Origin of the sequence: Ketobacter sp. MCCC 1A13808 (genome assembly GCF_009746715.1) — a bacterium.
Taxonomy (GTDB): domain Bacteria; phylum Pseudomonadota; class Gammaproteobacteria; order Pseudomonadales; family Ketobacteraceae; genus Ketobacter.
On the sequence record NZ_VRKW01000003.1, the window covers coordinates 80,787 to 105,084 of the forward strand.

General features: G+C 52.0%; 21 protein-coding genes. 10 read left to right on the forward strand and 11 right to left on the reverse strand.

All coding sequences use genetic code 11. The features are described from left to right. Window positions 1–16 precede the first annotated feature (16 nt). Window positions 17–622 carry a DUF4136 domain-containing protein gene (locus FT643_RS07210; RefSeq protein WP_156870718.1) on the reverse strand — a complete coding sequence of 202 codons (606 nt, stop codon included), beginning with the start codon at window positions 620–622 and terminating at the stop codon, window positions 17–19. Window positions 623–800: 178 nt separating this feature from the next. On the opposite strand from FT643_RS07210, the gene FT643_RS07215 reads away from it, so the two are divergent. Continuing rightward, window positions 801–1,634, forward strand: a complete 834-nt coding sequence (locus FT643_RS07215; protein ID WP_156870720.1) for a helix-turn-helix domain-containing protein — start codon at window positions 801–803, stop codon at window positions 1,632–1,634. On the opposite strand, the gene FT643_RS07220 is transcribed toward FT643_RS07215, so the two are convergent. Further along, window positions 1,631–2,116 (reverse strand): YehS family protein, encoded by a 486-nt coding sequence (locus FT643_RS07220; RefSeq protein ID WP_156870722.1) that lies wholly within the window; start codon window positions 2,114–2,116, stop codon window positions 1,631–1,633. The two genes, FT643_RS07215 and FT643_RS07220, sit on opposite strands and share 4 nt — an antisense overlap. A 157-nt stretch (window positions 2,117–2,273) precedes the next feature. Here FT643_RS07220 and FT643_RS07225 point away from each other — a divergent pair, with 157 nt between their 5' ends. Then, the gene (locus tag FT643_RS07225) at window positions 2,274–2,888 is read left to right on the forward strand and encodes a 2OG-Fe(II) oxygenase (RefSeq protein WP_156870723.1); all 615 of its coding nucleotides are present in this window, start codon (window positions 2,274–2,276) and stop codon (window positions 2,886–2,888) included. 8 nt (window positions 2,889–2,896) lie between these two features. Here FT643_RS07225 and FT643_RS07230 read toward each other — a convergent pair whose 3' ends face one another. Further along, a complete protein-coding gene (locus FT643_RS07230; RefSeq protein WP_156870724.1) occupies window positions 2,897–3,760 on the reverse strand; it encodes an LEA/WHy family protein in 864 nt (287 codons plus the stop codon). Between the two features lie 38 nt (window positions 3,761–3,798). Between FT643_RS07230 and FT643_RS07235 the strand changes: the two genes are divergently transcribed. Continuing rightward, a complete protein-coding gene (locus FT643_RS07235; protein WP_156870725.1) occupies window positions 3,799–4,176 on the forward strand; it encodes an MmcQ/YjbR family DNA-binding protein in 378 nt (125 codons plus the stop codon). Here the strand turns inward: FT643_RS07235 and FT643_RS07240 are convergent. Both FT643_RS07240 and FT643_RS07245 read right to left on the reverse strand, forming a co-directional pair. Beyond that, the gene (locus FT643_RS07240; RefSeq protein WP_156870726.1) at window positions 4,173–5,702 is read right to left on the reverse strand and encodes a DHA2 family efflux MFS transporter permease subunit; all 1,530 of its coding nucleotides are present in this window, start codon (window positions 5,700–5,702) and stop codon (window positions 4,173–4,175) included. The two genes, FT643_RS07235 and FT643_RS07240, sit on opposite strands and share 4 nt — an antisense overlap. 48 nt (window positions 5,703–5,750) lie before the next feature. Continuing rightward, window positions 5,751–6,872 (reverse strand): HlyD family secretion protein, encoded by a 1,122-nt coding sequence (locus FT643_RS07245; RefSeq protein ID WP_156870727.1) that lies wholly within the window; start codon window positions 6,870–6,872, stop codon window positions 5,751–5,753. A gap of 260 nt (window positions 6,873–7,132) precedes the next feature. On the opposite strand from FT643_RS07245, the gene FT643_RS07250 reads away from it, so the two are divergent. After that, window positions 7,133–7,843, forward strand: coding sequence for a TetR/AcrR family transcriptional regulator (locus FT643_RS07250; protein WP_156870728.1), 711 nt, complete (start codon window positions 7,133–7,135; stop codon window positions 7,841–7,843). A gap of 29 nt (window positions 7,844–7,872) precedes the next feature. Here FT643_RS07250 and FT643_RS07255 read toward each other — a convergent pair whose 3' ends face one another. After that, on the reverse strand, window positions 7,873–8,514 hold the full coding sequence (locus FT643_RS07255; protein WP_156870729.1) for a 3'-5' exonuclease: 642 nt from the start codon (window positions 8,512–8,514) through the stop codon (window positions 7,873–7,875). A gap of 3 nt (window positions 8,515–8,517) precedes the next feature. Beyond that, on the reverse strand, window positions 8,518–10,374 hold the full coding sequence (locus tag FT643_RS07260) for a DUF294 nucleotidyltransferase-like domain-containing protein (protein ID WP_156870730.1): 1,857 nt from the start codon (window positions 10,372–10,374) through the stop codon (window positions 8,518–8,520). 125 nt (window positions 10,375–10,499) lie between these two features. Between FT643_RS07260 and FT643_RS07265 the strand changes: the two genes are divergently transcribed. From FT643_RS07265 to FT643_RS07275, 3 genes are all read left to right on the forward strand, one after another. Then, window positions 10,500–11,399, forward strand: coding sequence for a hypothetical protein (locus FT643_RS07265; RefSeq protein ID WP_156870731.1), 900 nt, complete (start codon window positions 10,500–10,502; stop codon window positions 11,397–11,399). An 81-nt stretch (window positions 11,400–11,480) separates the two neighbouring features. Beyond that, window positions 11,481–12,404: an ABC transporter ATP-binding protein gene (locus tag FT643_RS07270; protein ID WP_317621966.1), complete on the forward strand. Its 924-nt coding sequence runs from the start codon at window positions 11,481–11,483 to the stop codon at window positions 12,402–12,404. A gap of 16 nt (window positions 12,405–12,420) precedes the next feature. Continuing rightward, window positions 12,421–13,182, forward strand: coding sequence for an ABC transporter permease (locus FT643_RS07275; RefSeq protein WP_156870732.1), 762 nt, complete (start codon window positions 12,421–12,423; stop codon window positions 13,180–13,182). An 11-nt stretch (window positions 13,183–13,193) separates the two neighbouring features. On the opposite strand, the gene FT643_RS07280 is transcribed toward FT643_RS07275, so the two are convergent. Continuing rightward, window positions 13,194–14,093 carry a LysR family transcriptional regulator gene (locus FT643_RS07280; RefSeq protein WP_156870733.1) on the reverse strand — a complete coding sequence of 300 codons (900 nt, stop codon included), beginning with the start codon at window positions 14,091–14,093 and terminating at the stop codon, window positions 13,194–13,196. A gap of 248 nt (window positions 14,094–14,341) precedes the next feature. On the opposite strand from FT643_RS07280, the gene FT643_RS07285 reads away from it, so the two are divergent. Further along, window positions 14,342–14,869 (forward strand): (2Fe-2S)-binding protein, encoded by a 528-nt coding sequence (locus FT643_RS07285; RefSeq protein WP_156870734.1) that lies wholly within the window; start codon window positions 14,342–14,344, stop codon window positions 14,867–14,869. Beyond that, the gene (locus FT643_RS07290; protein ID WP_156870735.1) at window positions 14,866–17,229 is read left to right on the forward strand and encodes a xanthine dehydrogenase family protein molybdopterin-binding subunit; all 2,364 of its coding nucleotides are present in this window, start codon (window positions 14,866–14,868) and stop codon (window positions 17,227–17,229) included. Before FT643_RS07285 ends, FT643_RS07290 begins: the two co-directional genes overlap by 4 nt. An 88-nt stretch (window positions 17,230–17,317) precedes the next feature. Here the strand turns inward: FT643_RS07290 and FT643_RS07295 are convergent, their stop codons facing one another. The 3 genes from FT643_RS07295 to FT643_RS07305 all read right to left on the reverse strand — a co-directional run bounded on the left by FT643_RS07295 (window position 17,318) and on the right by FT643_RS07305 (window position 22,950). Next, window positions 17,318–19,993, reverse strand: a complete 2,676-nt coding sequence (locus FT643_RS07295) for an ATP-binding protein (protein WP_156870736.1) — start codon at window positions 19,991–19,993, stop codon at window positions 17,318–17,320. A 12-nt stretch (window positions 19,994–20,005) separates the two neighbouring features. Next, window positions 20,006–20,521 (reverse strand): heme oxygenase-like domain-containing protein, encoded by a 516-nt coding sequence (locus FT643_RS07300; RefSeq protein ID WP_156870737.1) that lies wholly within the window; start codon window positions 20,519–20,521, stop codon window positions 20,006–20,008. A gap of 308 nt (window positions 20,522–20,829) precedes the next feature. Further along, entirely contained in the window at window positions 20,830–22,950 is a 2,121-nt protein-coding gene (locus FT643_RS07305) for a TonB-dependent siderophore receptor (protein WP_156870738.1), read from the reverse strand. Window positions 22,951–23,426: 476 nt separating this feature from the next. On the opposite strand from FT643_RS07305, the gene FT643_RS07310 reads away from it, so the two are divergent. Next, window positions 23,427–24,284, forward strand: coding sequence for a PA4780 family RIO1-like protein kinase (locus tag FT643_RS07310; RefSeq protein WP_317621967.1), 858 nt, complete (start codon window positions 23,427–23,429; stop codon window positions 24,282–24,284). Window positions 24,285–24,298 lie beyond the last annotated feature (14 nt).

Consider the following 24,298-nt stretch of genomic DNA (forward strand, 5'->3'; position numbering starts at 1 on the left):
CGCCCTTTTATCGCAGTTAGTTTTTAATCTTGCGTACCATATTAGATGCCAATTCACCGGCTGTATAAGAAATTGATGTGACCTCGAAAGTTTTACTGCGTCCGGCCCATACCAGTTTTTTCTGTTGGTCTTCGAAATCGAAGATAGAGGTGGTCAGGGTCACGTTGGTCTGGGTGTCGGTGTAGGCTTCACGGGTCATGGTGACGGTATTACCTGCGCCCCAATATGAGCCCCAATAAGGGTAGTACGGGCCGGTGTAATAGGAGCGCACGGATTCCGGTACGTAGTCCGTTTCCACATCCACAGCGCCCAAAGACGTAACGATAATATAGTCGTGGGGGTGGCTCGCCAGGTATTTTTCTACCGCCTCCTGGGTGGGGTAGGCATCGCCGATGGCGGTATAACTGGCGGTGGCTTTAATGCCGTGTTCTGTCAGGGCGGCGATGAATCCGGTTTCGAACAGGAGCCGGTTGGTGGGGTTGGACGCCATGCCCACCACTAAAACGTCTTTCATACTGCTTTTTTTGAATTCGGGTTCCTGCCAGGCATCGGTGATGCTGGTGGTAGAACAGGCTGATAGACAAGTAAGAGCGAAAAAGACGCTGAGTACTCTGAAGAGCATATTTAGGGATCCTGTTGTATTCATGGCTTGTACCAATCGGCTATAGGGCAAATTAATTACAAAATTGTCTGGTTGTTTAACCAATTAATACCGAACTTGTGAAGAGCGTTCGTTCGCACGACTTCAATTTTCTTGTAATCTATCGGGATAATGACAATAAAAATCGATTAAAGAAACCATGAGCGTACAAAAGAGCAAGAACCCGACCCGGGGTCTCACTTCTCATTACGAGGGCGCGGTCTATTACCGGCCCCGCAGTATTCTGTTATTGGCGCCGTCGCTGGATATTGGTCCCAGGGATAAAACCCATAACCGCAAAGCCATTCGTCTGATAATTGGATGCAGCCGGCCGGTGCAAGTGTGTTTTGACAACGCAGAGCGCGCTGAAGGTCGGGCGGTATTGGTATCGGATAAAGCACAGCTGTGCAACATACGTGGCCTGGACAGCGATGTAGCCCTGGTGGATGTGACGGCTGCAACGCCTGAGTATGCGCTTCTGTCCGAGTATCTTGGCGACCGGCTCTGCCTGCAGTTGGATCCGCTGCTGTTTGCGGAATTGTTGCCGCGCTTTATCGCCGGCCAGGATGGCAGTTTGAGTGGCGCTGAAGTTGCCGGGATAATCGCCCGGGCCGCGCACCTGGTTACCGGAGTCAAACCCATGCCCTTGAAGTACGATCCGCGCATTGTAAGGGCGTTGGAGTTGATCGAACAGCTACCCCTCACCGAGATCGGATTAGCGCGTTTGGCTCGTGTGGTGCATTTGTCCCCTGATCGTTTCCGTCATTTATTTAAAGAAGTCACCGGTAGCACGGTATCCCAATATGCCCGCCAAACCGCTGTTTGGAGAGCGCTGGAAATTATATCCAGGGGTGCCACCAATACCGCTGCGTCGCATTTAGTGGGGTTTCATGATGCATCCCATTTTTACCGGGTGTATTCCGATATGTTTGGAGTGAGTTTGTCGGAAAAGAGTAATCCGAGAAAATTTCGCCGCATCCGCTGCTTCAATTAATCGGTGTTGGGTGCGCTGGACTTGACCCGCTCACGTTCCACCAGCCCGCGCAGGAAACCACGTAATAAACCTTCGTCGCAAGGCTGAAAATTCTTATGGTCCTGACGTCGGAACAGGGCATTAAGTTCCTGCTTGCTCAACTCCACATCCACACTGGCTAAAATCCCTCTCAGATCATCTTCTTTCAGGTCGAAGGCAATACGCAGTTTTTTCAGAATCAGGTTGTTGTTCAGGGGCAGTTTTAATTCCGCTGGCGGCTGATCCGGTTTCGGACCCCGTCGATGGACTATTAGGGCTTCCAGAAAGCAAGCTGCAGTCTCATCGTCACATTGGGCAAAGCCGTCTTCGTTGGCGTGCTTTAGGCGCTGTTTCATTTCGTCCGGGCTGATCGCTCTTCCGCTTTTGGCGTAGATGTCCGCCATGGTGTTTTCGTTGGCGGCCAGCGCCCGGCGCAGGTTTCTCAGTAATTCATTGTTGTTCATTGAAGGTTCCGTGGTGTGGCGGTGTATTGCGGTCGGTGGGGGCCATTATGACACAATTCCCGCGCCACCGACGGCGCTGGCCAAGGCGATATATTTCGATTGTCATGGCACAGAAACAGGCTATGATTGCGCACCGAAAATGAGGGTACGCTGATCAATGGACGCAGTGCAGTTGAGTTCAGTATCCATGGCCGACGAGCTGGTGGATGCGTTGTTTGTGCATGGCTGGTGGGTGTGCGACGGCTTTTTGAGCGAGCCACTGGTGTCCGGCCTTTTTCAGGATGTAACGTTGGCAGAACACGTAAAATTAAAACCGGCCAAGATAGGCCGTGGCAGGATCCAACAGAGTAATGCCTCGATCCGGCGTGATAAAACCCAGTGGCTCAATCCGGACATCCCGGTGCAGGCGCAGTTTCTCCAGCAGATGGATTATTTGAGGGTGCATTGCAATCGCCACCTGTTTCTGGGCCTGCAGGAATTTGAAGCGCATTATGCAAAATACGAAGTGGGTGGATTCTACAAAACCCACGTCGATGCCTTAAAGGGCGCTAGGAACCGGGTTGTGAGTTGCGTTCTTTATCTGAATCAGGGTTGGCAGCCGGACCAGGGCGGAGAGCTGGTGCTGTACTCAGAAAGGGGCGAGGAAATCACGCGCATTGAGCCAAAATCAAACACGGCGGTGTTTTTCCTGAGTGAACAATTCCCCCATGAGGTGTTACCCACCCGACGCCCGCGTTACAGTATTGCGGGCTGGTATCGGGTGCGTCCGTAAACCACAGATTATGGCTTGTAGTGTATGGGCAGGCGCAGGTTTTTCAGCGCCGGGTAAGCGCTATCGACTGTCATTTCGGCGTCCACCGAATAATTGGTAAAGTCCGAATTGCGGATGGCGTTCAGTGCTCCGGTGCCCAGTTTCATTAAGCTGATGCTCACCGGAATACGCACGTTGGTATCCTGTTTTTGTTTCAGTTGAATGCCCTGTTTGATCTCGCCGTTTGCCAGCGCTTCTCCCGCTAAATTAAACCGATACTGGATGTCTTTCAGATCGACAGCAAAGTTGTTGGGATTATTGATGTTCATGGCGATTTCAAAGTCCACTTTGGAAAAGCTCAAATGTTTAATTTTCAGATCGCTGAAGGCGACTTGCGGGATTTGCGGCACGGTAATTTCGCCGGCTTTGGAGGCCGGAATTGAAAAAGCATTTAAAATGGGGCTATCGAGCCGCATGTCGGCGTCCACCGAATAGCGTAATTTGTTGTCCGCTTTGACTTCTTTGAGTAATCCCACAACATCCGAAAAGCCCAGGGTCAGGGGGACTTTAATCAGACTGCTTTTGTTGCCGGGTACACTGAACCCTTGCTCCGTGGTGCCCTTCAGCATGGGTTTATCGTTGAATTTAACATCGTAGGAATAACCGGCCAGTGCCAGCTTGTAGGCATTGGGGTTGCTGACCTTGAGTGTCAGCATCAGATCAACCGCACTCAAATTCACTCCGGTCACAGTGATATTGTCCACTTCCACGCCGGGTTTTTTGACAACACTGGAGAGCGCACCGGAGGTTAGGTGCTGACAGCCGCTGATGATTAGCATGAACACGGTGAGCGCTGCTAACTGCAATCGGTAGACAAACGAAGTACGCTGCATGTAAAACCTCTTTTTAGGATAAGGATCGGGAGCTCACAATGAAGGAACAGGCATTAAAACGGTATTTATTAAATCTTCCTGAAACGGAGTTGGATTATCCCTTCGGCCCTGATGCGGCAGTGTACAAGATTTTGGGCAAAATGTTTGCACTGTGCCGCGTTGATCAAGGGCAAATCTGCGTAAACCTGAAATGCGATCCGGTGGAGGCCCGGGAATTACGGGATGTATTCGAAGCGGTGATGCCGGGATATCACATGAATAAAACCCATTGGAATACGGTCCGGTTGGATGGAACGTTACCGCCGGGCGAGATTCAACGCCAGATTGATAATTCCTATAATCTGGTGGTTAAAGGCTTGAACAAAGCCCAGCGCCAGGGCTTGAAACTGCGCCATGCGGCGTTTTTTAGCAGCTAATGGGCTGCGCCACCGTCATGTGCTTCCGGCTTGCGCAGGAATAACATAAGCGGTACAGCGCATAAATAAATGACGCCTAACGCGATGAACATATCGTTAAAGGACAGGACATTGGCCTCGGTAGCCACCCTGCTGGCCAATTGTTTTACTGCCAGGACATAGGGGTCGGATACCATGCCTTCGAATTGGTGTTGTAGTTGAAACAACTGCGAAGATACCGCATCTCGGGTTTCGTTAACGGCCGGAATCAGTTGGTTCCAGTGATAATCAAAGCGGATGTCGCGCACGGTGTCCATTGCCGCCAGCGCCACCGCGCCCCCCAGATTCCGCATCAGGTTGAAGAGACCGGCAGCGTTGCCCAACTGCGCATCGGTGAGGGTGCCCATGGCTATCCGTGCAGCAGTGAAGATACAGATCAGTAAACCGATGCCACGCACAATCTGTGGCCAGAGAAATTGATAAAACCCGGAGTCCGCCGTCAGATTGGCGTTCATCAACGAACCGGTACCGACCATTAACAATCCGAAAGTGAGCATATAACGTATATCCACTTTGTCGGATAAACGCCCGGCGATAGGCGCCGTTATGAACATGGATAGGCCGGTTACAAACATGATTTGTCCGATCTGCAAGCTGTTCAGGTGACGCACGCCACCCAGAAATAACGGCATCAGATACACCAGACCGAACAGGGCGACACCGACGACGAACCCGAGTATCGAACCCACTGCGAAATTACGATTGCGGAATACCCGTAAATCCACGATCGGCATATCCACGGAAAATGCCCGCCAGAAAAACAGCACCGCACTGGTAATACTGATCAGCGTTAGCCCCGCGATGTGATGGCTGGCAAACCAGTCGTCACCCGGCCCTTCTTCCAGGATGTATTCCAGGGGCCCCAGGAATCCGATCAGAAAGAACAGGCCAAGAAAATCGATTTTCTTAAACAGGGAGAAATCTGGTTTATCCATATCCAGATAAAACCACACCCCCGCGGCGGCTATTAGGCCGGGAATCACGTTCATCAGAAACAGCCAATGCCAGCTGGTGGCCTGGGTAATGTAGCCCCCCAGTGTGGGGCCGATGGAGGGGGCGGTGGTGGCGATCATACCGATCAGCGCCTGTACGATGCCCATGACCCGGGTCGGAAACAGGCTGAAGCTCATGGCATACACGATGGGTATCATGGCACCGCCCACAAAGCCCTGAATGGCTCGCAACACAATCAGCTGTTCAATGGTCTGGGCCAGGGCGCAACCGATACTGGCAGCGGTAAATGACAGACAGGAAATCACAAAGGTGTAGCGCGTGGATAACCAGCGCGTAAGCAGCCCCGATAAGGGAATCATGATGACTTCGGCAATCAGATAGGCCGTTTGCACCCAGGAAATTTCGTCTGGTGTGGCGGAGACCCCGGCCTGAATCTCATTCAGCGAACTGGCTACGATCTGGATATCCAAAATAGCCATAAACATACCCAGCAGGCCCGCCACGAAGCCGATGCGCTGGCGTATCGAAGGCATGGGCCGATCCTGGGGCAGAACGGCAGTAGCTGGGGTGGTGGCCACCGGTTAGCGGCCCGCAATATCGGTGTTGCTAAGGCCGCTAGGGTCCGGGTCCCGCGTCTGGTTCAGTTGCAGATAAGAAACCTGTTGCTGAAAATGCTCGGTGTCGACAGAGGGCACCACCGACAGGCCTGGGCGCAACCGGGGCAGCATTTCAGCTGGGCCGGTAACGCGGATTCGCACCGGCACCCGTTGTACTATTTTATTGAAATTACCCGTGGCGTTGTCCTGCGGCAACAGGCTGAATTCAGAACCGGTGGCCGGGGAGATGGACTCCACCAAGCCGGTAAATGTCGTGTCCGGCAAAGCATCCACACTCAGCTCGACCCGTTGATCGATACTCATGTGGCCAATCTGCGTCTCTTTGAAGTTGGCAATCACATACACCTCAGGCAACGGAACCAGGTACATCAGCGTCATATTGGGTAGCACGGCGGTGCCCTGGCGCGCGCCCAGATTACCGATCACACCATCTCGGTCCGCGATTAATTTGGTTTTAGCCAACTGGTTGCGGGCCAGATCCAGCCCGGCTTGTGCAGCAGTAATGCTGGCTTCTGCGCTGTCCCGTTTGGCTTCGTATACCGCCACCATTTGTTTCTCTGCCGCTAAACTTGCCCGCGCCTGCTCCAGGTGCGCTTTTGCCACTTCAGCATCCGCTTCGGTGTTTTGTAATAGCTGTTGTGATCCGTAGGATTGCTTGGCCAGGGTTTGCGCCCGATCCCTTTCCAGTTCTGCGCGATGTAATTCCGCTTTGGAGGCTTCGATCGATGCTTTGGTTTCGTCGAGTTTTTTATCCTGTAATTTGATTTGCTGCTGAATATCCAACAACGCCGAGCGGGCAACCAAGAGCTGGGCTTGCGCTTCCGCGACACCGGCAATGTAATCGGTAGGATCAATCTGGAGTAGCAGATCACCCTTTTTAACCTGTTGATTTTCTTTAACTGCGACGGTTTTTATCAGTCCGGTGATCTCGGCCCGGAGGGGCACTGAATCGGCCTGAATATAGGCGTTATCGGTGGATTCTATAAAGCGGCCTTTGTTATACCAATGCATCGCTTTGGAGCCGGCAAACCCCACTGCGACCAGAACAACCAAGCCTAAAACCATTTTTTTGGGAGCGGGGGACATAGCGTTAATCCGTTGTTAATGAAGCAATTAATCGTATTAATAGAGGGTAATCTTCGGTTTTTGGAGTAAATTCTGTAGTGTAACCAACATTACGCTCTTTATGTGTAATGAAGATTACACTACAATTCAGCGCTGTCAATAGTCAGGTTTGCCAGCCACTTTCGTCAGCCCTACGTTCGGCTCCCAGGTATGGAGCCCGTGGGTTTGGTTATGAGAACGCGGCTGTTACAATCGGACCACCCCAAGAGGACATATGGCAGATGAATCCAGAGCAATCCAACCCAGAGCAATCCAACCCGGACCAGCCATCTTCCAGCAATAGGAGCGAAGAAGTTAACCCGATCGGAGTCGCTGAAGAGGGGTATGCGCCCCGCGAGCGAGGCCTGGTGCGCCGTGATCTGTTTCTGGATGCAGCCAGTGATTTATTTTCCCGTTGCGGCTACGAAGCCGCGAGCCTGCAGGAAGTGGTGTCCCGTGCTGGAGGCTCCATGGCGACGCTGTATCGCCTGTTCGGAAACAAAGAGGGCTTGTTTCAGGCGGTCATTGAGCGTAAATCCAGTAATTTGCTGGAGGTGCTTAACCTGCCCAATATCAAAGGCGAAGATCCTCACAACGTGCTGTTTAACGTGGGCCTGAATTTTCTCAATATGGTGCTGTCCGACGAAGCGCTGTCCTTGCACCGCATCCTGATCGCGGAGTCCGGGCGTAATCCCCGGCTAAGGGAAATTTTTATGGCCGTAGCGCCAGAGCGGAGTCAGCGTGTATTGGGGGATTACCTGCAGGCTCTGGTAACCGAAGGCAAACTGGACATAGACGACTGCTATCTGGCGGCGATCCAGTTTATTAATATGGTAAAAGGAAATTACCATATGCGGCGGCTGCTGGGCGAAGAGGTGGTGGTGAGCGACGCTGTGCGGCGCCGGGAAGTGACTCAAGCGGTTAATGTGTTTCTTGAAGGCACCCTGGTCTAAGCTCCATTTACCATTGCGGAACCGGAGGTTTATGCATTCATCGCCAGAAACAACTCTGCGGTCGCCAATGCATCACCCAGAGCGTCATGCAGCGGCACGGTTGGCAGGCCATAGCGTTGCCGGCATTGATGCAGCCGTAAGTCTCCCGCCTCGATTACTTTATTTCGGCGAGTGAGTTTTTTGCGTTCCAATTGCAGGGTGTCCAGCACCGGCAGCAACAACGGTGCGCCCCACTCCTCCACTAAAAACCGGTTGATAAAACCCATATCCAGTTGGGCATTATGAAATACCAGTACGCTATTGCGTGCGGCTTTTAATAGCGTTTGCATGGCGGATTGAATCGGCGCTCCTTGTTGCAGATCCGTATCGGTGAGTCGATGAAACACCGCGCTCTGCCCTACTTCGTGTTTCAGTCGAAGATGAAAATGAACGGATTGGGGTAATTGTATGGCGCCCTGCTCTATGACGACCCAGGCGATACTGGCGATTTCGCCTGTCATCGGATTCAGGTCCGTTGTTTCCAGATCGACGACTAGAAAGCGGGTATGGTTAAACGGGCTCGTCGACAGCGGGTCGCGCAGAATATTGACCAGATCCGGTTGCTGTGCGCGGTTGATCCAGCGCCGATGCTGAATCCGCAGCCAGAGCCTATTCAGATGGGAAGTGCTCACAAACTATAAACCCGGGCGATAGTGGTGACGTAATGCTTCCTGTGCATCGTGCACGACAGTAAAGGCGTCTTTCAGGTGTTTGCGTTGCAGTTCAGACAACTCCTTCGGGTTAAGATAATTGCTGATATCCCCGTTGTGGGCGATCTGATTGCTGTGATTCGATACACGCAATTGCTGAATACTGTCGAACGCATCCTGCAGATTGCGGCCGTCGACAATCGTGAGAATTTTACTATCCATCAGTTCGCGGATGCGTTCCCGTGTGTTTACGGCGCTTACTCCATTTGCTAATGCATGCAGGCGCACCAGTTCCACAAGCGGCATCACACCGCGTTTTTTGACATCGAACTCGTCCCGGTGGTCGCCGTTACGTTCAACCAAAAAGCGCCGGAAAATGCCCAGCGGTGGGGTTTGTTCCAATACGTTCGCGGCCAATGCAGCCAGAAATATCGTGTCCTTGCCGGTACGACTCAGCATATGTTGCTGCAACCGCTGACACAAGGAGCGCTCACCGTACAAAGCCCGTAAATCGAAAAATATCGATACCCGCATTACCGCATCCGGAGTCGGGGAGCGGGTCCACTCGTCGACGGTGCGCTGCCATCCGCTTAGGGGTTGCCGCCATGCGTCGGTGGTGGCCATCACTTTGCCTTTGCAATAAGGGTAACCGCAGGCGTCCAGTCCATCACACACGTATTCAGCCAGTTGCCGGAACCATTCAAGCTGATGGGGTTGCACGCGGTCGTCGATCAGTAACCCGTTATCCTGGTCGGCCCCGATTAATTGCTCGCCCCGTGCCTGGGAGCCAAAACCGAGCCAGCAGAAGGGGGCTGGAGCAGGGCCAAGCTGGGTTTTGGCAAGTTCAATCAGGCGCATTGTGACGGTGTCGCTGATGGCGGTCAGCACACGGCTCACCTGATGCGCACGCATACCGCCTTTAATGACCTCCACCAGCAGGCTGGGGAGGGTGTCAATGATCGCTTTCATGCCGCGGATATCTTGCTGCCGCGACAGGTGTTGCACCAGATAGACCGGGTCATCTTTGCGTGCGAGCATAACATCCGACGATGTGATAATGCCTTTTACCTCGCCGTTCTGCAGTACCGGCAGGTGGTGAACGCTGTTCTGGGTCATCAGTAGCAGGGCGTCGAACAGCAGAGCGTGGTGTTCAATGAAAATCGGGTCGCTGGTCATCACTTGCCGAATGGGGGTGGCGCCAGACAAGCCGTGGGCGAGGGCGCGGCTGCGCAAGTCCCGGTCCGTCAGGATACCGGCCAGGCGCTGGTTCGAGTCCAGCACCAGCACCGATGACACCCGGCGCAAACTCATGGCCCGGGCAGCATCCTGGATGCTGGCGCCATCATCCAGTGTGAGCACGTTGTGACTGATCAAGCCCTCAATCGGTAGCATCATCACATTGGTATTCGGCTGATAGCGTGCAGCACGACGCAGGCGGCGGCTACGCTGGCTGTGAAAGTGACGATCGAAATCGCGAAATTGGGCGCGCAGCTGCTCATAGTGCGTTCGGGGCAGGCTGTAGATAAGACCATCTTCAATCACCACCGCGCTGACGCCGGAATCGCCCACGTCCAGGCCGTGAATGTTAAAGCTCTCCCCTTCGCCCAGCCGGTCCATCAATTCATTGCGGCTACTGCGGATTTCAACCGCGCCGCTGCGCACGATACGCAACGCGTATTCGTCCTCCAGGGCAGTGATGCGCTTGCCCTCGCGTAAATAAATAATCTGAATTTGGCGGGCACTGTTGCGTAAGGCTTCATCCGGCAGGGCATCAAATGGCAAGCAAGCACGCAGAAATTCCGCTACGGCCTCGATTTCCGGCTGGTAAGGGTTATTTGACATGGCGCACTTCCCTGCGGATGCGGGTGTTTGTTAAAAGAGTGATCCAGAACCGATTTTAGCCACTATCCGCATAGTGTAGGATACGACTTTCGTTGAATAACCTGCAGCCGGTTAACTGAGTTCTTATGCCGAACACGCTTGCCCACATCGGGGTTCAAACTGTCCTGACCCGCAGTGTGCTAAAAGATGCCGATGTAAAGTGGATTTATCTGGGGTGTGTGATTCCCGATCTGCCCTGGATTATTAAGCGTTTCATCCTGTTGGCCCATCCCGCGATCGAACAGCTTTGGTTGCAGGCCTATCTGTTGTTGCAGGCAACCTTGCTATTTTCTCTGCTGGCGAGCGCGTCGTTTGCATGCCTCGCCGCGCGCAAATTACAAACCTTTGCCATACTGGCGTCGTGTTCATTGGTGCACTTGTTGCTGGACGCTACGCAAACGAAGTGGGGCAATGGGGCAGATCTGTTCATCCCGTTTAACTGGCACATGTTGAATTTTGGTTGGTATTGGCCGGAGCATTGGTTTTCTTATGCGCTCACGGTGTGGGGGCTGATAATAATGTTGTTTTATTGGCGAGAATCCACCTCCAGGCCTCCGGACTTGGTGTTTAATGCAAAAAGCACATTGGCTTGCCTGATTCTGCTTGCAGTCTATTTCTTGCTGCCTCTTGCATTGATTGAACAGGTGCGACAACACGACAGTCATTACAACGCCACGCTGCATAGCCATGACCGCAAGGGAAAAACCATCGCGTTTGACCGTAAAACCGTAAAGCCCGATGAGCACGGGGGTTGGCTGGTGGATTTATACGGTGAGTGGATTCCCCTGGATGGAGTTGAAGGAAGGGATTTACAGATTGTCTCCATCAAAGGCCATTTTTCGGAACACTCGCGCATCGCGGTAAGCGACTATCGGGTCCATCCCGGACTATTGCGAAACTACTTATCCATGGTGGGGCTGTTTCTGGTGGCGCTGGTTTGGGTGTGGTCGATAATGCGACCCAGGCTAATCAAGCGCAGTGGGTAAACGGCACTATTGCACCTGTCGTAATCAGAGCGACTTTGATAGTCTCCGGTGTTGAAAAATAATTAGCAAAAGGCCAAATCCGTGCAACCTATAATCTCGGTTAAAAATCTTTCAAAGACTTACGCCGACGGCTTTCAGGCCCTGAAAAACGTCGATCTGGATATTAATAAAGGAGAAATTTTTGCCTTGCTCGGTCCCAATGGCGCAGGCAAAACGACGCTCATTAGTATTATCTGCGGTATTGCCAATCCCAGCAGTGGTCGGGTTCTGGCAGACGGTCATGATGTTGTTACAGATTATCGTGCAGCGCGTTCCATCATTGGTTTAGTACCACAGGAGCTTTCCACCGATGCCTTCGAAAGCGTGTGGGACACGGTTCGGTTCAGCCGTGGGCTGTACGGCAAACCCGCGAACAATGCGCATCTGGAAAAAGTACTGAAAGACCTGTCTTTGTGGGACAAGCGCAAAAATCGCATTATGGAATTGTCCGGCGGAATGAAACGCCGGGTGTTAATTGCCAAAGCCTTGTCACACGAGCCAGGCATCCTGTTTCTGGATGAGCCCACTGCCGGAGTGGATGTGGAACTGCGCCGAGAAATGTGGGAAATGGTGCGTGAGCTAAGAGAGCAGGGCGTGACGATTATCCTCACTACCCACTATATTGAAGAAGCCGAAGAAATGGCAGACCGCATCGGTGTTATCAGTAAAGGGGAAATCGTGTTGGTGGAAAAGAAAGACGCACTGATGCAACAGCTCGGCAAAAAACAACTGACGTTGTATCTGCAACAACCATTAGCCAGTGTTCCTGCTGCTTTGGCGCACTATCCTTTGACGCTGAGTGAAGACGGCAACAATCTTATTTATACCTTTGATACGCAAAGTGATGAAACCGGTATCGCCAGTGTATTGCGGGATCTGAATCAACACGGTATTGATTTCAAGGATTTGCACTCCAGCCAAAGTTCGCTGGAAGAAATCTTTGTTAGCTTGGTACATGGTAAATAGGCGGAAAATAATATCCATGAATATCTACGCAATACACGCTATCTACAAATTTGAAATGGCCCGTACCTGGAGAACAATTATGCAAAGTATTGCTTCTCCGGTGCTATCCACCTCGTTGTATTTTATTGTTTTCGGCTCTGCTATCGGGTCGCGCATGGTGGCGATCGACGGGGTGGAGTACGGTGCATTTATTATTCCCGGATTGGTGATGTTTACTCTGCTTACGCAAAGTATTTCCAATGCCTCGTTCGGCATTTATTTTCCACGCTTTTCCGGCACCATTTATGAAGTCCTGTCGGCTCCGATTTCGTTCCTGGAAATCATTATGGGGTATGTGGGGGCAGCGGCGACCAAGTCAATTATTGTGGGCTTGCTGATTTTGGTGACGGCCCGTTTTTTTGTGGATTACCATATTGATCACCCGGTGTGGATGGTTGCATTTCTGGTGTTAACGTCGGTCACATTCAGTTTGTTCGGCTTTATTATTGGTGTGTGGGCTGATGGTTTTGAAAAGCTGCAACTCATACCTCTGATGGTGGTGACGCCGTTGGCATTTCTGGGCGGCAGTTTTTATTCAATAAAAATGCTGCCACCAATCTGGCAAACGGTGACGTTATTTAATCCGGTGGTTTATCTGATAAGTGGCTTTCGTTGGAGTTTTTATGGCGTGGCCGATGTCAATGTCGGAGTCAGTCTGGGTATGACTTTTCTGTTTTTAGTGCTGTGTCTGATCGTGGTGTGGTGGATCTTTAAAACCGGCTATCGTTTAAAGAGCTAGTGCCGGGTGCGCTATTCCCGGTCAAGGCGAAGTGCCTTCAGCAACAGGGTGAACGCTTCGGAGTGCTGGCGGCGATTAGGGTAATAAAGGTAAAAGCCGTCAAATGGCGGCGTCCACTGCGCAAGAATTTCTATTAGTTCACCGCTGGCCAGATAAGGTTCAACATGCTCTTCCATGGTGTAGGCGATACCAAATCCGTCAACCGCTGCCCTTATCGACAGATCACTGTCGTCAAAAGCGCATTGGCCGGACACCCGGGTGCTAAACTCCTGACCATCCTGTTCAAATTCCCAGGCGTAAAATCCACCGTAAGTGGGTAAGCGGATATTAATGCAGTTGTGATCCGCGAGATCTTTCGGCGTGCGCGGTGTGCCGTTTTTCTTCAGGTACTTCGGGCTGGCAACAGCAATCATTCTAAGTGGGCCTGAAATCGGCTGTGCAATCATATCTTTAGCCAGGCTTTCTTTAAGCCGAATGCCAAGGTCAAACCTTTCAGCAACGATATCGGAAAAGCGGTTATCCGCTGAAATTTCAATGGCGATGTCGGGGTACTCCCGCATAAATACGATGAGCTTCGGCCACAGGTAACGTAGTACCGCTTGTTTCGGTGCATTGATGCGGATTGTGCCGGAGGGTTTTCCTTGTAGTTTCCCCAACACCGACGACATCTCCGATTCCAGTTGCTCCAGCCTGGGGGCTAAGGTCTGCAGAATTTTTTCGCCGGCCTCGGTCAGGGCCACGCTGCGATTGTTGCGGGATAACAGCCGGATTTGCAGACGTTCCTCCAGCCTGCGAATAGAGTGGCTCAGGGCCGATTGGGTAATACCCATCTGTGAGGCAGCACGGGTAAAGCTCCCCTCTCTGGCGATGATCATGAGCGCCATCAGCTCGCTCAGATTTTCCCTTAGCATAACCGGCTTCCTAGCGGTGTGACATGAATGCCAGGCAATCAACGGCATACTTCAGTGAATTTAGAGACCTGTGATTATAGAGGTATCGGAAGACGTCATACAGTCCCAAAATCGTTGCGGAACAGGGTAAATCCGGATGCTATTAATTCCATTCATAGGTGTAATCAGTATTGGGCGGTTATGGCGGGAGGCTGGTGCCTGTAATCTTACCGCCAATGGTACGAAATAGGCCCTCTAAGGAGTTCACGATGGTGAAATTAACGGTCAATGGCGAACCTTGTGAGGTGACGTCGCCAGCCGATACCCCGCTCTTGTACGTGTTGCGCAACGAACTCAATGTAATGAGTCCCCAGTTCGGTTGTGGGCTGGCCCAGTGCGGCGCCTGTTCAGTGTTGCTCAATGGTCGCGAGATACGTTCCTGCATTACTCCGGTTACCGCTTGTGCTGGTAGTGAGGTGACGACACTAGAGGGTTTACCTGCTCGGTGGCAGGCACGGATACCAACGCAGAATAAGTCTGATGGGGATACCCTGCATCCGGTTCAGCAGGCCTGGATCGAACAGCAAGTGCCTCAATGCGGCATTTGTCAAAGTGGCATGATGATAAAAAGTGTGGAGTTACTGGAGAGCAATCAGGCTCCGAGCGAAGACGACATCAAAGCGGCCTTAACCACCTCGGGTCCTTCCGCGCACCTGTGCCGATGTGGCAGTTACGCCGCTATTATGGACGGTGTGAAAGCGGCGGCCAAGTTGATGCAGAAAGGGGGCAAGTCATGAGCGAAACCCATAACCAGCCGCGCATTATTCATGGTGCCTTATTGACCCGGCGTCGCTTCCTGACCGGTAGCGGTGCCATGGTGGTCAGTGTGGCGGTTCTGCCCGGATTGGCTTCTGCGGCAACCAATCCGAAATCGCCCCCGGACAAGGTGGGTCTTGACGCCTCCCGACCTGCTTCCTGGATTGAGATCCATGCGGATAACAGTGTGGTGATTCGTACCGGCAAATGTGATTTTGGCCAGGGATCGATTTATACCGCCTACCCGCAAATCATTGCCGAAGAGCTGGAGGTATCACTCAGCGCGATTAAACACGTGGTAAGCGGGGATACGGACCGTACACCTGATGGTGGTGGTACCTTTGGGTTGTTGCGCACCAATGTTCTGAATTTACGTAAAGTGGCTGCCTATACCCGCGAAGCTTTGCTCGATATCGCCGCTGCACAATGGTCAGTACCGCGTACATCTCTGGCGGTTAAGGACGGCGTGATTAGCGGGGGAGGAAAACAGCTGACTTACGGAGACATGGTTGCGGGTCAGGCGCTGCAGTTGACGATCCCGGTCAGTGGGGAGCTGGTTAGTTTCCGCGGTTTAGTGGTGGAAGGAGAGCCGCCATTAAAGGACGCCAGCCAATATAAAATTATCGGGCAATCGGTGCCGAATCCGATTATTGCTGAGAAGGTATCGGCCCGGACAACCTGGGTAGCGGATGTCAAACTACCGGGCATGCTGCATGGCCGTGTGATTCACCCCAGAACGTTGGGTTCGAAGCTGTTGGCCGCGGGTAAGCTTGACCGTAAAACGTATCCGACCGCTCGCACGGTGGTCGTGGGTAATTTATTGGGGGTGGTTGCGCAATCCGAATGGGAAACGATTCAGGCCGCCCGGCAAGTGGCGTCGGGCACCCGCTGGTCTGATTGGGAAGGCTTGCCCGGCAGTGACGGATTACATCAGTATCTTCGTGAGCAGGCACGCTGGGATCCGGTCCCGGTGACTGAGAGCACCCACAACCGGGGCAATCCGCGGGCAGCCTTTGATGGTGCGCCACACGTGCTCAGCTGCAGCAGTGAATTACCCTACCACAAGCATGCGCCGATCGGTCCGAGCATGGCGTTGGCCGATGTCGCCGCCGACGGTCGTATCACGGTGCATACGCACACCCAGAATCCGCAATTTTTGCGCAGCCACTTGGCACTGATGCTGGGTATTTCCCCCACTAAAGTCATCATCAGGACCTATCCTGGTCCCGGCCACTACGGTCGTTCCAACGGCGGTAATGCCGGCGCAGAAGCGGAAGCGGTGTTGCTATCCCGGGAGGTTGGGCAACCGGTGCGATTACACTGGATGCGGGCGGACGATTTGCAATGGTCCACGCAGTCCGCTCCCGCTTACGCCGACGTCCGTATTGCGGTCGATAAAAACGGAAAAATCAGTGCGTATGAAGCCGATCATTATGGCCCGCCGATGCAGGATGATCGTCCGATTGGCGCGTTATTGGCAGGTCTGCCCACCATTGATGCCCCGGTGCCCAATCATAAAAACCCGGAGCCCGTGCAGGGTATGGCCAATTTTATGGCCGACGGCTGGGTTTACAGCGCGGTGGAAAACGTGGCTGAGCGCGCCCATAGCACTTGGCAAATCGGCCAGCAGCAGTCACCGTTGGATGTCGGGCTGCGAGATCACAGCATGCGAACACCCACTCAGTTCCAACAGAATTTCCCCCGCGAAGTGGCGATCAGTGAAGCGGCTTCGTTGGTGGGCATGGATGCACTGGCTTTTCGTATTCTCAACACACAGGACCGCCGATTGAAAAACCTGTTAACACGATTACGCTCGGAATCCGGGTGGCAGGAGCGGCCATCGCCCAGACCGGATGCCAAGGCCAGCGGGAGCACTCCCCAGCCTGGGCGGGGGGTATCGGTGATGTTTCGCGGTAATGGTTATTGGGTCAGCGCTTGTGAAGTGAGTGTGGTGCCGGACACCGGATTGGTCTCCGTTGATCGGGTTACGGTGGTGGTGGATACCGGGGTGGTGGTGAACCCGATGCAATTAAAGAGGCAGGTACAAGCAGGGGCGTTAATGGGCGTGAGCCAGGCGATGTACGAAGAGGTGAGTTTCGATAAAAGCGCAGTGACGGATTCAGACTGGATTAGCTATCCGATATTGAAAATGGGTGACATGCCACAACTGAACGTCGTTTTAGCCCCGGACCCAGAAACAACGATCTACGGACAGGGCAGCGAGGGAGCAAATGCCCTGCTGCCTTCTGCAATCGCAGCGGCGGTTTTTGATGCGACCGGTAAATCTATCCGGCGCCTGCCCATGCAGCCAGACAATGTAAAAACGATGTTGCAGTCATAGTCGCACGTGAACGCCATTGAAAAAAGACCGCTACACCGGTCCAGCGTCGATAGGCTGCATGGTTCTATCGGTTCGATCCGATCAGCCGTTATTTGGCGTATTTATTTAATGCAGCCTGCAACACGCTAAAATCCAATGGTTTCACGAAATGCCGTGTGAATCCCACTTCCAATGCCCTATCTACGTACTCCTTGTTTCCCCAGCCGGACTGGGATAGAAAAATCGTGTTCTTCGCTTCGGGTAGCTTGCGCAAAATCTTGCATAATTCATAACCATCGATATCCGGCATGCCGATATCCAGTAACGCAAAATCCGGTTTGAATTGCTTAAATAGGTCGATAGCTTCGCGCCCATTCGATGCGGTAGCGGTTTTATGTCCGGCGTTTTGTAGCAGAATATTTAATAGCTCAGTGACGTCCGGATTATCATCGACGACCAGCACGCGCTGCTTTCGGTCGGCGTCTTCTGTTGAGGCAGTGGACGTCTGTTGCTGGCTCGACTCATTTGCCCTGGGCAGAATCACTTCGAATTCGCTGCCCTGGCGTTCACCATCACTGCGCGCGATCACTTCTCCATGATGCAGTTTGACCAGTCTGTCAACCAGCGTTAATCCAATGCCCAGTCCGCCTTTGGTGTGGGTGGAATGAGCCTCTACCTGTGTAAACATAGAAAAAATATCTTTCAGCTTTTCTTTCGGTATACCCAAGCCATTATCTTTAATTTTTACGGAGATATGGCGTTCGTTCAACTGCAAGGAAACTTCAATTTTTCCGTTGCGATCGGTGTATTTGATTGCGTTATTTATAATATTCGAGAAAACTTGCGAAAGCCGGGCACTGTCGCCATGAATATAAACGGGCGGTTCCGGCATATCCAATACCAGCTGGTGCCCTTTTTCCCGCATAAGGCTTTCGATGATTTCCACTGCGTTGCTAAGCACTTCCTGAACGACGATGTGTTGTATGTCTAATTTTATTTTTCCCTGGGTAATGCGCGATACATCCATTAAATCATCAATGAGTTTGGTCATATACCCCACCTGACGCTTTATAGTCGCCAGAACTTTTTCGCGCACATCCGATTTATCGGATATTTCCAGCAAGGACACTCCCGTTGATATCGGTGAGAGCGGGTTACGCAGCTCATGGGCCAGGGTAGCCAAAAATTCGTTTTTATGGCGGTCCTGTTGCTCCAGATCATTCATGTTTTTGCGCATTTTTTCCTGCACTTCTAATGCGTGGGCAAGAAACATACGGTTGAATCGGCTGGCCATGTCCACGTCGTTCTGGTCAAATTCCTTGCTGGCACCGGCGACTTCTTTAATGTGAACCTGAAACGACGTGCGTGGCATGAGCCTTTCCCGTTTCGATGCATCGACATTTTTCTCGTCCGGGGACCCCGCCCACTTTTGGATATAGACACGCTCTTTGCGAAACCAGGCAGTAAAATAGCTGCGCTTTTCCAGTAACGGAATCAGCATAACGCCATAGATACCGTTAAGCTGTTCGCTGGTACCCCATTTTTTGTCGATACTGTTGGTGATAAAGGGTTTTCTATCGTGCGTATCGACACGGTTATACATGTCCTGAACAATGTTCAGGTCGGGTGTTTGACCCAGCGAAATGACTTCTTGATCGGAGTAAAAAATAAAGCCATCGGCGTCCATTAGACGCAGCACTTCTTCTTCATGCTGGGAAAAAACACTGACAATAGGAAAGCTGGGGGAGATTTTGTCCAGCATGGCTTCAATGGACCTGTCCGCCCGTTCTTTCTGCTTGAAAAACAGTTCCTCTTCTTTCGCGTACAGGTGCCAGCTAAAAAGCTGGCTCAGATTCTCGCATTGCAGGCGTACATCCTGTGGAATATAGGTGGGATTCCGGCTGTGGCATGAAATCAGTCCCCACAGCCGATCGTGTGTCACAAGCGACATGGAAAAGGAAGCACGCAGCCCCTGGTTACGAATATATTGGCAGTGGATCGGCGAGAGCGTTCGCAGCAATGATTGCGTCAAGTCGAGCGGCTCTCTTCCCGAGTCCTGTGTAGTCGGAATCAGCCTTGAGGGTGCAAGGTCAACATTCGGTGTTAGGCGCACCCAGTTTTTTTTATATAATTCCCTGGCTTGTGGCGGGATGTCCGATGCCGGATAGTACAAGTTCAGGTAGGCGTCGACTTCATTGTTTTTTGCTTCCGCAATGACTTTGCCCGAATCGTCATCGTTAAATTTGTATAGAACGACGCGCTCCATATCGGTGATGTATTTGATCGTTTCAACAATTTCCTGTGCCATTTCATTCAGAGAGTCAAACGCCTTAAACTTGGGCGCGATACTCATGGCATAGATTTTTATGTAATGTTCTGCGGTGTAGGCTTTGCGGAATTTGGCGGCCGGTTCCAACTCGATTATAAGGCGGTCCGCACTGTTGTAGATAACAGCGAAGAAATCCCGGTCAGACAGCTGACGGATAAGTGTTTCTTTGAATTTTATTTTTATGGGCAGGCGTGTTTTGCGGTTTCTAGCCCGCTGGTATGTTTCAAGAATAAAATCCACACCTTCCTGGTCTTCATCCAGCAGTGCGAAAAAGTCCGTTCCGACTATATCCCCCTGTAGATTGAACAGGTCGATCACATTTTCACTTATGATCTCGATTCTGTGGTTTTCTTGATTAATGGCGAACAGATAGCCGTAGCTCTGGATAGACTCAGGAATGTGGATGGGTTCGTCTTCGCAATGTTCGAATGCCAACTTGTCGACGTCTAAAGTCATAGCTAAGTCCAGTCAGATAGTTACGATATTATTATATAGGGTGGTAAATAGATGGTGAGCTTCACCGGTTATGGCCCCGTGCTCGCTTTCAGGCACAGTATTCAGTTGTTCGGCTATAAACGTTTTCCAAAGCGGAGCACTATTTTGAGCAAGATGATCAATGTTTTTCTGGGGCAGGGTATTGTCCTGATAACGCTGGCGTATAATCCGGGCGCCTAATCCGGAGCCTAGCAGAACGTAGAAAAAAGCGATCTCATTAACCGGGGTCTTTGCGTGTGCAGTGCGACGTTCACCGACATCCTGCTCCAGGGCGGAAAGGTATCTGCTATAAAACTGGTGAAACCGATTTGGCAGGCGATCAGTGCGCGGTTGGTGGTTTATCCAAAATTCATACAACCCTTCTGTAACGGCGAGGTACTGATCCAGAGAGGCATTGCCATTGGAATAGACCTTCATTACCGCCAGATCTTCCAAGCGTTTATGGGGGCCGGCAATCGATTGTTTTAACAGTTGACGAAATTGGCTCATCTCTTGAGTCATGGCTCCTGTAAGTCGTCGGGTCCAACCGGTCTGTCCATTATATTTTCCTAATCCATCCTGGCGTGTTAAGCCGCTGGGCGAATCGGGCATAATAGCACGCGCGATAGCGTGTGGATCAAAAGATTTTTAGATGATTTGGTTGTATTTTGATCAGTCGGATGCCCCGGGTCTGCCTGTGGTAGACGCGACGTTTCAGGGGGGCGGGATTGGATAATAGATTAATCGGTAAGTAAGGTTAAGTGACGAATGTATCTGAGCGGTCAATAACCGATCAGATACATTGCGGGGGGACTTGTCTACCAGTTGTAACTCAGAGTGGCCATGGCTTCGCGTCCTGGATTGTAATAATCCGCGGTGCCGGAACCCACTACATGCTGCTCGTCAAACAGGTTTCTGACATTGATACTAAGATCGGCTGCTTTCGTGATCTGGTAGCTAAAGGCGGCATCAAAAAGTGTTGCTGCATTGCTGTCGCTCAAGTTGGCAGCGTCAAAGTAATAGACGCCTACATAGCGGGCACCCAGTCCAAAACTCATACCCATGTCCGGTAGCGAATAATAGCTCCAGAGCGAAGCGGTGTGTTCCGGTGCCGCTACGAAATCATTGCCCTCGATCGCGCTTCGGGTGGTGCCGCGTACGACTTCAGAATCCATGTAAGAATAGCCACCAATCAAGCTGAGTTGGTCACTCAGCTCGGCCTTGGCCTCCAGATCAAGACCCCGCACGCGGGTCTCACCCAGGGTTTCCTGCTCGATGATGCCACTGGGCTGCACCACAGCAATGGTGACATCTTTCTTAGTCAGGTCGTAAAGCGCTGCCGAGAATATGGCGTTCATATTTGCTGGCGCATACTTCGCTCCCAGCTCAATTTGCTCGCCCCGTTCGGGTTCAACACCGATTGTGGGTGGCGCAACCGATTCGACCCAGCTGATATAGGTGGACACCTGGTCGCTTACCTTATAAGTCAGCGCGCCGCGGAACGAGGTTTCCGAGAAATCATCGGCTTCAGTGAAACCGGAAAGGTCCGTGTTGGAAAGATCCATGGCGTCGTTACGCACACCCACGGTGACAATGTATTTTTCGTAGAACGACAGGTTCTGTTGCAGGAAGACGGACTTGGTTTTGTAGTCCTGATCGTTCCCGAGTTGGTAATTCAGATTTGCCGGTGCTCCCGTGTAAACCGGGTTGGCGAGGTCGATTCTCGTTGTCGTGTCGTAAAAGGTGCTGGACTCGCTTGAGGCATCCCGATACTCGATCCCCACCAGAGTACTGCTGTCGATGCGATCAAAGCGGGCATCGTATTGCAGCATGACGTTGCCGATTAGCTCATCGGCGGCACTGTCGGTACCGAAATAGTAGCGGTCAACCTCTGTGCCAGGCCGGCCTTTATAGTCGTACAGATATACGTAACCGAAGTCGTCGGTCAGATCGCTGTAACGCAGATTCCCGCGCAGGACCAATCCGTTGTCAAAATCATGGCTGATCTGGCCGGTGACACTGCTGCGTTCAACGTTGTGTTTGTTGAAATCCGGTTCACCGTAGAAGCGGCTGCGATCGTATTCCCGGTCCAGTGGATAACCGCCGCTGTTAGGGGTGTTGTCTTGCTTGAGGTAGTCCAGGATTAAGGTAGCGGAGGTATAAGCAGTGGGTTCCCAGGTCAGGCCGCCCATTACTAATTGGTCGTCATCCTTGGAATAATCGTATTCGCGTTCGCTTTCCTTGATCTTGCCGGTGAAGCGGTAAGCCAGTGTTTCATCCTCGTTGAGCATGTCACCCACGTCAATGCCGGCTTCAATATGATCAAAGGAACCGTAGGTCAGATAACCTTGGCCAAAGCTGTCGAATTTTGGCCGTTTGCTGACAAAATTGACGGAGCCGCCCGGATCCGCTGCGCCGAACAGGGTGGAGTTGGCACCGCGTAGCACCTCGACGCGTTCATAAGCGTAGGCGTCTTCGCGAACCCCGCGCATTGAGCCCAGTGTGAGCCCGTCGCGGTAAGTGGTGGCTTGGAATCCGCGTATCTTGAAATAGTCGTTGCGGTCGTCTGTGCCGTAGTAATCGGTCAGAATGCCTGGCGTATACTGCAGAACCTCCTCGGTGTTGTTGGCGTTGCGTTGGGCAATCTCTTTTTCGGTGATGACCGTGACTGAAGCCGGTGTGTCGAGCAGGCTGGTTGCGACCTTACCGCCCACCCACAGCTCCTTGGCAACAGTGGAATTGGCGTCATCATCGGCCAGGGCCTTCGCATCCACAATAATCGGTGCGAGGCGGTATTCGCCTTTCTCCTCCTGGTCCTGGGTTTCTTCTGCGTTCACGCTGAGAGGCGTCGCGACCAGTGTAGAGCAACACAGAAGAGTGGAAGTAGTAAGCTGCCACCGCGTCCATGCCGTAACAATCCGGGTATTACGATGAGTCATACTTAAAATCCTAAGTGGTTTAGCTGTGCTTCGGTTGGTTGCGTTAATGCTGGTGTTGGCAGCAAACGCTATCCGGTTAGATGTAAATACTAATGATTATACTTATTGTTCATCTTGATAGTAAGGTGCCCGGCGTGCTTTGCGGCGTCGGGAGCGAAAATATTCACGCCCTAATTGCGGGCAATACATCAGCTGTGGGTGTGAGCACTTGCCATGCCTGTGGTATCGCATACAATATCGAAAATGGGTGGTTTGAATGTTGCAAGAGGCAGGATTGTGCTCGTGGTGGCGTTAAGACCGCTATCTGATATACCTGAAAGCTAACGAATGGACTGCCTGCCGACCCATCGATAGCCGAAACATGCCTAAATTCGTTCCTCTGCCGGAGAAGAAATTTTCTTGATCAAAATACACAATTACATTCAGCACATTCCCGATACGTTCGTTGATCGCCGACCAATCAAATCAGACCGCTTGTGAAAATTCCTAAACGCTTACAGCCCCTCGCCGATGATGGTGTTATAGATGAGGTTATCAGTCGTCTAATGAGCGGCAAAGAAGCCGATATTTTTATTGTCCGTTGTGGCGACCAGATTCGTTGTGCCAAGGTCTATAAAGATGCAGCCAAGCGAAGTTTTAAAAAAGCCGCGCAATATCAGGAAGGTCGTAGAGTTCGCAGTGGACGTCAGGCGCGAGCGATGGGTAAGAATTCGAGCTATGGCCGCAAGCAGCAGGAAGAGATTTGGCAAAATGCTGAAATCGACGCGCTATCCCGATTGGCCGCTGCGCAGGTGCGTGTCCCGGAGACCTACGGTTGTTTTGACGGTGTATTAATTATGGAATTGGTCACCGATGGAGCCGGTGACGTGGCACCCAGGCTGGCCGATGTGACAATGTCGGAAGAACAGGCGATAGAAGATCACGCCTTTATGATGCACTCGATTATGTTGATGTTGTGCGCGGGCATTGTGCATGGGGATTTATCCGAATTTAACGTCCTGGTTGACGATTACGGACCGGTGATCATCGACTTGCCGCAAGCCGTCAATGCCGCTGCCAATAACAACGCCCAGGAAATGCTCGCCCGTGATGTGAATAATATGCGTCGTTATTACGGTGAATTTTGTCCCGCCCTGTTACAAACGCAATACGCCAAAGAAATGTGGTCTCTGTTTGAAGAAGGCAATTTAACGCCGGAGACCAGGTTAAGTGGTGTGTTTGACGATGACGGCGAAAGCGCGGATGTGGATTCTGTACTTGAAGAAATCAAAGCGGTGATGCAAGAAGAGCAGGAACGCCAAGAGCGCCTGCGTGAAGCTAACGAAAAAGAGTGATAACAGAGCAAGTT